The organism is Acidovorax sp. Root219 (assembly GCF_001428665.1).
Lineage (GTDB): Bacteria > Pseudomonadota > Gammaproteobacteria > Burkholderiales > Burkholderiaceae_C > Acidovorax.
In genome coordinates, this window is record NZ_LMIJ01000036.1 from 1 (window position 1) to 1,508 (window position 1,508).

The window sequence follows — 1,508 nt, forward strand, 5'->3', positions numbered from 1 at the left end:
CTCATATGGTCGCCATTGTCAATACTGTCAGTGCCTCATTTGGTGTGCGTTCTCTCAGGATCGATCGGGTGATGCGACACGAGCGTTTGCAGCGACGATGAATCAGACTCATATCCGCGGATTGGTTACCAGCACTTCATCGATTCGTCGCGGGCCTGCCTCGCTCTAGGATCGGGGATCTGCCTTGCGGTGCCCTGGTAGGAGCGTCGAGGGTTGCCCTATCGTTGCTCGTATCGCATCGCCAGATCGATCCTGTTGCGTGTTATGCCCTTTCAGTTTGGCTGGCCCTGCTCGCGCTGCGCCTGCATGCCGATGGCCCAGACGAAGCCTGCCAGCTCCCTTGCGACGGCGATGCAGGCTTTGTTGGCCTGCAAGCCACGTGCACTCAACGCTGCGAAGCGCTGTGTCAGCCGCAACTGCGCTGTCCATGCCATCCTTCGTATCGGCTCGGACAGATCCTGTTGTCGGATCTGCGCTTGTTTGCCTATGCGCGCCTTGAAGCGGTAGTTCCAGGCGGCTTCAGTCAGCAGCCGCCGGGCGTGCGCGTTGCCGGTCTTGGTGATGCTGCCCCGGCTCGTGCGCTGACCACTGGAGTGCTCCGAGGGCACCAGACCGAGGTAGCCCATGAGTTTGCGTGGATGGGCAAAGCGTCCCAGGTCTCCGATCTCCGCTGCCAAGCCAATCGCCGTGATCGCGGCGACGCCACGCAGTGCCTGCAGCGCACCAACCACCGCCTCAAAGCGCCAGCCAGTGATCGAGGCCTGCAGCGCCTTCGTCAGCCGGTCAACGCGATCATCTGCAGCCGTCACGGCTTGCCAGTATTCGGTGAACGCTGTCTGTGCGGCCCCCGCCCCGAAGTTTAGTGTCCCCAGCCAGCGGTAGTAGGCCCCACACCATGAGGTCTTGCCGGTGTATCGCACGTCGTGACGCAGCAAGAATCCCTTGAGTTGGTGGCGGGCCTGCACGCGACTGTTGACTGCATCTTCGCGTGCCCGTGACAGGTCACGGATCGCTTCGTCCTCTGGGTCGGGGATCCACACGGCAGTCAACTGGCCAGCGCGAGAGCATTCGGCCAGTTGAACGCAGTCGCGCCCGTCGGTCTTGATCCGATCTCCAGGGCGGCGCGGGATCTGCGAGGGGGCAATGATCTCGCACAGGTAGCCCCTGCTGTGCAGAGCACGCTGAAGGCCAAAGCCGGTGGGGCCGGCCTCGTACACGATGTGCAGTTGATCGGCGTTGCCGACCTTGGCCAGCACCTTGAGCAGCTTGCTCACATCGTGCGTGACCTTGCCTATCAGGCGCCCGGGCACTCGGCCAGGCTCGGCCGCTGCGATGCTGATGCTGTCTTTGTGGACGTCCAGGCCCACGTGAATCTTGCTGCTCTCTTGCATGGTCGGTCTCCTTGTTGCTGACGACGCAAGTCACAGCATGTAGCGCTACGTCCTTGGACGCAATCTACGATGTCGGAGACCGGCCGCCTATCCAGGGCGCGGCGACCATGATGTCTA

The 1,508-nt window shown here is 62.4% G+C and carries 1 protein-coding gene; it reads right to left on the minus strand.

Annotation, left to right across the window (positions count from 1 at the left end; all coding sequences use genetic code 11):
- Positions 1-272: 272 nt before the first annotated feature.
- Positions 273-1,391, minus strand: a complete 1,119-nt coding sequence (locus tag ASE28_RS27635; protein ID WP_057202909.1) for an IS110 family transposase — start codon at positions 1,389-1,391, stop codon at positions 273-275.
- Positions 1,392-1,508 lie beyond the last annotated feature (117 nt).

Excerpts from the sequence above, each read along its gene's own strand:
- ASE28_RS27635 (WP_057202909.1), bottom strand. The coding sequence starts at position 1,391 with ATGCAAGAGAGCAGCAAGATTCACGTGGGCCTGGACGTCCACAAAGAC.